3 tRNA genes are annotated in these 316 nt (G+C 44.9%); all 3 read left to right on the forward strand.

What is annotated here, in order from left to right:
* Nucleotides 1–5: 5 nt before the first annotated feature.
* The 3 genes from AN393_RS19765 (at nucleotide 6) to AN393_RS19775 (ending at nucleotide 311) form a co-directional block, all read left to right on the forward strand.
* Nucleotides 6–81 (forward strand) — tRNA-Val (locus AN393_RS19765).
* A gap of 33 nt (nucleotides 82–114) precedes the next feature.
* Nucleotides 115–190 (forward strand) — tRNA-Val (locus AN393_RS19770).
* 45 nt (nucleotides 191–235) lie between these two features.
* Nucleotides 236–311, forward strand: a tRNA-Val gene (locus AN393_RS19775).
* Nucleotides 312–316: the final 5 nt, after the last annotated feature.

A 316-nucleotide genomic window follows, 5' to 3' on the forward strand; every position in this document is an offset into this window, starting at 1 on the left:
AATATGGGTCGTTAGCTCAGTTGGGAGAGCATCGCCCTTACAAGGCGAGGGTCACTGGTTCAAGTCCAGTACGACCCACCATTCTTAGAATGGTGCATATTAAATATATAATTTGGGTGATTAGCTCAGTTGGGAGAGCATCGCCCTTACAAGGCGAGGGTCACTGGTTCAAGTCCAGTATCACCCACCAAATTATATTAAACGTTAAATTAATAAAGTCATACCTATTATATGTGGGTGATTAGCTCAGTTGGGAGAGCATCGCCCTTACAAGGCGAGGGTCACTGGTTCAAGTCCAGTATCACCCACCACATAT

This window comes from Pseudoalteromonas sp. P1-25 (assembly GCF_001401805.1).
Lineage (GTDB): Bacteria > Pseudomonadota > Gammaproteobacteria > Enterobacterales > Alteromonadaceae > Pseudoalteromonas.